Genomic DNA, 6,792 nt, shown 5'->3' on the forward strand with positions numbered 1-6,792 from the left:
CGGATCTTCGAGCGCTTCACCCGCGGCGACGTCAGCCGAGCACGGCAGCGCAGCGGCGTACAGTCGACCGGCCTGGGCCTGGCGATCGTGGCCGCTGTGGTGGAGGCGCACGGCGGAACGGTCGAGATGCGGTCGGTGCCCGGCGACACCTGTTTCATCGTGCGCGTCCCCCTGGCCCCCGCCCGGTGACCGGGTTGCTCGCGGGCGGTCCCCGACGCACATCGTCTCCCCTGGTGGGCGGCCATCCGATCCGTGGCGGCGCCAGCGGATGCGAGCGGCGTCACGCTACTTTGTGGCCGTGATCATCACCTTCACGCCGAACCCCAGCCTGGATCGGACCGCCTCTCTGCCGCACGAGCTTGCGGTGGGGCAGCGCAACCAGCTCGCCGGAGTCAGCACGCAGGCCGCAGGCCGGGGCGTGAACGTGAGCCGTGCACTGCACAACGCCGGCTGTTCGACGCTGGCGGTGCTCCCGCTCGACCCCGACGATCCGCTCACCGAGGCGCTGCGCGAGCGCGGGGTCCTGAACCGTCCCGTCCCGGTCGGGCGCCGGGCGCGCACCAACCTGGGCGTCACCCACCCCGACGGCACGGTGACGAAGTTCGTGGAGCCGGGCGAGCCGCTCACTCCCGAGAACGTGACGGCGCTGTTCAGCACGGTGATGGCGGCGGTCCCGGGCGCCGACTGGCTGGCCCTGTGCGGTTCGCTGCCCCCGGGGGCCCCGGCGGATTGGTTCGTGCGGCTGACACAGCTCGCCCACGAGGTGAACGTCCCGGTTGCCGTGGACACGCACGGTCAGGCGCTGCTCGCGGTCATGGCCGCTCTACCCGGCAGCGCCCCTGACGTGTTCGCCCCCAACGCCGCCGAACTGCAGGTGGCCTCCGGCATGCCCCTCATCGAGGCGCTGCTGAGCGGCGACATCGCCCCGGCGGTCGCCGCAGCCCAGTCGCTGGTCGATCGCGGCATCCCCCGTGTCCTGGCGACGATCGGCTCGCTGGGTGCCGTGCTGGTCACCGACCACGGCGCCTGGTACGCCGTCGCTGAACCGGTCAAGGTCGTCTCCGCCGTCGGGGCGGGCGACTCGGCGCTGGCCGGGTATCTGCTGGCCCGCCTGGACGGAGCCGAGGACGCGGACGCGCTGGCGCGCGCCGTCGCCTACGGCACCGCCTGCGTGCTGCTGCCGGGCGCCAACGTCCCCCAGCCCGAGCAGGCTGCCGCCGTCACCGTCCTGGTCTCGTCCCTCACCGCCTGACGGGGCGGCGGCCCTCAGGGCAGCAGGTTGCGGTGCGCCTGCCGGATGTGGTCCTCGCAGCGTTGCGCGGCCAGCGCGCCATCTCCCCAACGCAGTGCTTCCACGATGCCCTCGTGCTCCCGGTTGAGACGTTCGCGCATCGCATCCCAGCCGGGCAGCCGCTGCTCGGCCAGCAGGATGGGCCGGGCGACCGCCTCCCGGATCGCGACGGTGACGTCGCGGATGAGCCGGTTGGCCCCCAGCCCCGCGATGGTGACGTGGAAGGACGTGTCGAGACTGTTGAACCGCGCGGCGTCCGGGGTGGCCCACATCGCCGCGATGATCGCCGCCAGTTCGGCCAGCCCGGCATCGTCGCGCTGTTCGGCCGCCGCCATCGCCGCAGCGCGTTCCAGCACCACGCGCGTCTCGGTCACCTCCGCGAACGAGATGGCGTCCAGGGCGACGTGCAGGCGCAGCATCCGGCCCAGCGCGTCGCCTTGCTGGGCTGCCACACGCGTCCCGCCCCCTGGCCCTGCCAGTGACGTGAGCACCCCCTGGGCGTTGAGTACCTTGATCGCCTCGCGCACGGCGCTGCGGGAGGCCCCGAACTGCGCCGCCAGCACGCGCTCGTTGGGCAGGCGGTCGCCGGGGACGACCCGACCCTCCAGGATCTCATTGGTGAGGTAGTCGAGGACTCCCTCGAACCCGTGGGTGGTGTCAGTCATGGGGTCATTCTTGCCGATGCGGGGGAAGGTGAACCTTGGTTGACGCCGGAGAAACACCGGAATATGGTCTGACCGGTACGGCAACTGGTCAGACCAACTGAACGACGGAGTTCACCCATGCTTTTGGAGACCTTCCAACCCTCGCTCGATCCACTCGGCTCTCCCTGGTTGTCGGCCCTGGTCGCGGCCCTTCCCATCGTCGCCATGCTCGTCACGCTGGGCGGCCTTCGCTGGAAGGCCCACCTCGCCGGGCCCTTCTCCTGGCTGGTCGCCCTCCTCGTGGCCATGACCGTCTTCGGCATGCCGCCCCTGCTGGCCCTGTCGACCAGCGTCCACGGCTTCGTCTACGGCATCTTCCCGATCATCTGGATCCTCGTCGCGGCGATCTGGATGTACGAGGTCACCGTCGCCGCAGGGCGATTCGAGGACCTCAAGCGCACCTTCTTCCTCATCAGCGACGACCCCCGGATCCTCGGCCTGCTCATCGCCTTCTGCTTCGGCGGCCTCCTGGAGGCCCTCGCCGGATTCGGCGCCCCGGTCGCCATCACGGCGGCCATGCTCGTGGCCATCGGGTTCGCCCCGCTCCGCTCGGCGCTCATCGCCCTGCTCGCCAATACCGTCCCCGTGGCGTTCGGCGCGGTCGGGCTCCCCGTGCTCATGGCCGCCCGCACCGGCGGCTTCGACGACGTGCTGGCCATCTCCCCCATCACCGGGCGCCTCACGGCCCTGCTGTGCCTCGTGGTGCCCTTCCTGCTGCTGGCCGTCATGGACGGGCGCCGCGGACTCCGCGAGTGCTGGCCCTTCGGGCTCGTGGTGGGCGTCAGCTTCGGCATCACCAAGTGGATCGTGTCCGCGACCCCGCTCTACAACCTCACCGAGGTCTTCGCCGCCGTCTTCAGCCTCGTGGTCACCATCGTCTTCCTGCGGCTGTGGCATCCCACCGGCGGCGAGGAGGCGGCCGCCCGCATCGGCATCCCGATCGACCCCAGCCTGGAGGGCGAAGGCACCCGCGTGGTCGAGGTCGACGCGGACGCCTCCGGGCTCACCCCGCAGCGGATCTTCATGGCGGTCGTCCCCTACCTGCTGGTGATCGTCGTGTTCGCCATCGCCGCGCTGCCGCCGATCAAGGCGGCCCTAGCCTCGACCGACATCCGCATCGCCTGGCCCGGCCTGTCCGGCCTGCTGGACTCCGCGGGCAACCCCGCCGCCCACCAGACCTACACGTTCGCCTGGGCGTCCACCCCCGGCATCCTGCTGGCCTTCGTCGCGATCGTCACCGGCCTGATCTACAAGATGACGCTGCCGGCCATCCTCGGCGTCCTGTGGACGAACGTGAAGAAGATGCGGTTCGCGATGCTGACCATCGGCTCCGTCGTCGCCCTGGCCTACGTGATGGGCGACTCCGGGCAGACGCTCACCCTCGGCATGTTCTTCGCCGCGGCCGGGCTGGCCTACCCGTTCGTGGCCCCCGTCCTGGGCTGGATCGGCACCTATGTGACCGGGTCGGACACCTCGGCCAACATCCTGTTCTCCGGGCTGCAGTCCGGCGTCGGCGCCCAGATCGCCCCCGGCAGCCACCTCGACGTGGAACAGATGCGGGCCCTGCTCGTCGGCTCGAATGCGGCCGGCGGTGTCGTCGGCAAGATGATCTCGCCCCAGTCGCTGACCATCGCCGCCACCGCCATCGGCATCCCGGGATCGGAGTCCACGATCCTGCGCCGCATCATCGGATGGAGCTTCGCCCTGCTGGCGTTGCTGTGCCTGCTGTCCGGCCTCATGTCCACACCCGTCCTGAGTTGGTTGCTCCCGTGACCGGATCGAAAGGAAATCACATGGGCCCTCGCGTTGCCCTGTTCGCCACCTGCATCAATGACACGATGCAACCGTCCATTCCGATCGCGACCGTCAAGCTCCTGGAGCGACTCGGCTGCACTGTGGAGTTCCCGCCGCGCCAGACCTGCTGCGGTCAGGTCATGACCAACACGGGCTACTACAAGGAGTCGATCCCGACGGTGCGCAACTATGTGCGCTCGTTCGAGGGCTACGACTACATCGTCGGGCCGTCCGGCTCCTGCGTCGGCTCGGTGCGTGAACAGCACGGCATGCTCGCCCACTGGGCAGGCGACGCCGGGCTGGAGGCCGCCGCAACCGCCGTCGCGGGCCGCACCTACGAGCTCACCGAGTTCCTGATCGACGTGCTGGGTGTCACCGACGTGGGCGCCTACTTCCCCCACCGGGTCACCTACCACCCCACGTGCCATTCGGTGCGGATCACGAAGGTGGGCGACCGTCCCCTGCAGTTGCTGCGGGCCGTCCGCGGCATCGACCTGGTCGAACTCCCCATGGCCGAGCAGTGCTGCGGTTTCGGCGGCACGTTCTCCCTGAAGAACCCCGACGTGTCGATCGCCATGGCCTCCGACAAGGCGCGGCACGTCCGCTCCACCGAAGCGGAGTACCTGGTCGCCGGCGACCAGGCCTGCTTGATGAACATCGGCGGCGTGCTGCACCGGCAGCGTTCCGGGATCAAGACGATCCACCTCGCCGAGATCCTCGCCAGCACCGAGAAGGAGGTGGCGGTGGCATGACCGCCCACGAGCGACTCACCCCGCAACCGCCGTCCTGGAAGGACATCCCGCCCTTCCCCAAGGCGGTCAAGACCGAACTCAACAAGGCCGAGCAGCGCAAGAACCTGCGCCACGCCACCGGGACGATCCGCGCCAAGCGGATCACCCGCGCACAGGAGGTCCCCAACTGGGAGGAACTGCGCACCGCGGCCGCCCAGATCAAGGACCGCGTCGGACGCCATCTCGACGACTACCTGGTCCAGGCCGAGAAGGCCATGACGGACGCCGGGATCACCGTCCACTGGGCCAGCACCGCCGCCGAAGCCAACACGATCGTCGCGGACATCGCCAAGGCGAAGGGGGTCGACGAGGTCGTCAAGATCAAGTCGATGGTCACCCAGGAGATCGACCTCAACGAGGCGTTGGAGGCGGAGGGGATCGCCGCCTGGGAGACCGACCTGGCCGAGCTCATCGTCCAGTTGGGCCACGACCTGCCCAGCCACATCCTCGTCCCGGCGATCCACCGCAACCGCTCCGAGGTGCGGGAGATCTTCACCACCGAGATGGGCACCTACGGCGCGCCCGCCCCCGCGGACGTCTCCGACAACCCCGCCGAACTGACCGCCGCCGCCCGCAACCACCTGCGGGAGAAGTTCCTGCGCGCCAAGATGGCCGTCTCCGGCGGCAACTTCATCGTCGCGGAGACCGGGACGCTGGTGATCGTCGAGTCCGAGGGCAACGGCCGGATGTGTCTCACCCTGCCCGAGACGCTGGTGTCGGTGGTGGGGATCGAGAAGCTGGTGCCGACCATCGAGGATCTCGAGGTCTTCCTCAAGCTGCTGCCGCGCTCCTCCACCGCCGAGCGGATGAACCCGTACACCTCGCTGTGGACGGGCGTCACCCCCGGCGACGGCCCCCAGGATCTCCACGTGATCCTGCTCGACAACGGGCGCACCAACGTGCTCGCCGATCCCGAGGGACGCGCCGCGCTGCGCTGCATCCGCTGCTCGGCCTGCCTCAACGTGTGCCCGGTCTACGAACGGGTGGGGGGCCACGCCTACGGCTCGATGTACCCCGGCCCGATCGGCGCCATCCTCGGCCCGCAGCTGCGCGGTCTGGAGAACGCCAACGACCGCGCCCTGCCCTACGCGTCCACGCTGTGCGGCGCCTGCAACGAGGTGTGCCCGGTCCGGATCCCCTTCACCGACATCCTCGTGCACCTGCGCCACAAGGTGGCCCAGTACAAGACGTCGAAGCACCCCACCATCGAACAGGGGCTCATGAAGAGCGCCGGATGGGTGATGAGCGACGGTCGCCATCTGGCCACCGTCCAGGTGGCCTCACGTGCGGCGGGCGGTATCTACAAGGACAAGTGGATCGGCCCGATCCCGCTGCCGCTGGCCGACCGCTGGCTGCAGGCCCGCGACGTCGAGGCACCACCGACCCAGACGTTCCGGCAATGGTGGAAGAACGAACACGAGGAGGGGACGCGATGAGCGCCCGCGAGGACATCCTGCAGCGGATCCGCACCGCCACCGCCGACGTCACCGAGCCGGATCCGGCCCTCGACGTGCCGGTCGAGTGGACCTACGGTCAGCCGCTGGCGACGGCCGACGTGCTGGCCGACTTCGTGGAGAAGGTCGAGGACTACAAGGCGCGCGTGGTGCGCGTCGCCGAGGACGGGATCGGTGCGGCCATCGTGGACGCGCTGGTCGGTCTGGACGCCGCCAGCGCGGTGCTGCCCGAGGGCCTGCCCGACGCCTGGGTGCAGGCCGTCACGGCCGCCGGTGTCACCGTGTTCCGAGACGACCCGGAGCTCAGCCACGCCGAGCTCAACCTCATCGCCGCCGTGGTCACCACCGCGGCGGTCGGGATGGCCGACTCGGGCACCATCGCGCTGGATCACGGCCTCGGGCAGGGACGCCGCGCGCTGTCGCTGCTGCCGGACTGCCACGTGTGCGTGGTGCGTTCCGAGCAGGTCGTCAGCGACGTCCCCGAGGGGATCGCGCGGCTGGCGCCGGCGCTGCGCGCCCGGCGTCCGGTGACCTGGCTCAGCGGCGGATCGGCCACGAGCGACATCGAGCTGAGCCGGGTGGAGGGCGTCCACGGACCCCGCCACCTCTGGGTGATCCTGGTCGACTGACCACGGCCCCGACGGCCCGCCTCCTGCCAGGGGCGGGCCGTCGCCGTTCCCGGTCGGGGGCCGCGTCCGCACTAGGCTAGGTGTACTTCCCCGGGAGGTTGTGAACGGGTGAGGTAGCGAAGACCTCCG

At 70.2% G+C, this 6,792-nt stretch carries 7 protein-coding genes; 6 read left to right on the forward strand and 1 reads right to left on the reverse strand.

The genetic code is table 11. From position 1 onward, the window contains the following. A partial coding sequence (locus tag V7E09_RS13830) for an ATP-binding protein (protein ID WP_324523564.1) occupies positions 1–189 on the forward strand: 189 nt, incomplete at its 5' end. A gap of 109 nt (positions 190–298) precedes the next feature. Continuing rightward, positions 299–1,252, forward strand: coding sequence for a 1-phosphofructokinase family hexose kinase (locus V7E09_RS13835; RefSeq protein WP_324511755.1), 954 nt, complete (start codon positions 299–301; stop codon positions 1,250–1,252). A 14-nt stretch (positions 1,253–1,266) separates the two neighbouring features. Here V7E09_RS13835 and V7E09_RS13840 read toward each other — a convergent pair whose 3' ends face one another. Beyond that, the gene (locus tag V7E09_RS13840) at positions 1,267–1,956 is read right to left on the reverse strand and encodes a FadR/GntR family transcriptional regulator (protein ID WP_324523566.1); all 690 of its coding nucleotides are present in this window, start codon (positions 1,954–1,956) and stop codon (positions 1,267–1,269) included. A 117-nt stretch (positions 1,957–2,073) separates the two neighbouring features. Between V7E09_RS13840 and V7E09_RS13845 the strand changes: the two genes are divergently transcribed. Genes V7E09_RS13845 through V7E09_RS13860 form a run of 4 tightly spaced genes read left to right on the forward strand, consistent with a single transcriptional unit; the run spans position 2,074 to position 6,663 of the window. Further along, positions 2,074–3,768, forward strand: coding sequence for an L-lactate permease (locus tag V7E09_RS13845; protein WP_324511757.1), 1,695 nt, complete (start codon positions 2,074–2,076; stop codon positions 3,766–3,768). A 20-nt stretch (positions 3,769–3,788) separates the two neighbouring features. Further along, entirely contained in the window at positions 3,789–4,541 is a 753-nt protein-coding gene (locus V7E09_RS13850) for a (Fe-S)-binding protein (protein WP_324511758.1), read from the forward strand. Further along, positions 4,538–6,016, forward strand: coding sequence for a LutB/LldF family L-lactate oxidation iron-sulfur protein (locus V7E09_RS13855; RefSeq protein ID WP_324511759.1), 1,479 nt, complete (start codon positions 4,538–4,540; stop codon positions 6,014–6,016). The genes V7E09_RS13850 and V7E09_RS13855 overlap by 4 nt, the downstream gene beginning before the upstream one ends. Continuing rightward, positions 6,013–6,663 (forward strand): LutC/YkgG family protein, encoded by a 651-nt coding sequence (locus V7E09_RS13860; protein ID WP_324511760.1) that lies wholly within the window; start codon positions 6,013–6,015, stop codon positions 6,661–6,663. The genes V7E09_RS13855 and V7E09_RS13860 overlap by 4 nt, the downstream gene beginning before the upstream one ends. Positions 6,664–6,792 lie beyond the last annotated feature (129 nt).

Origin of the sequence: Propioniciclava sp. (assembly GCF_036744435.1) — a bacterium.
GTDB lineage: Bacteria > Actinomycetota > Actinomycetes > Propionibacteriales > Propionibacteriaceae > Propioniciclava.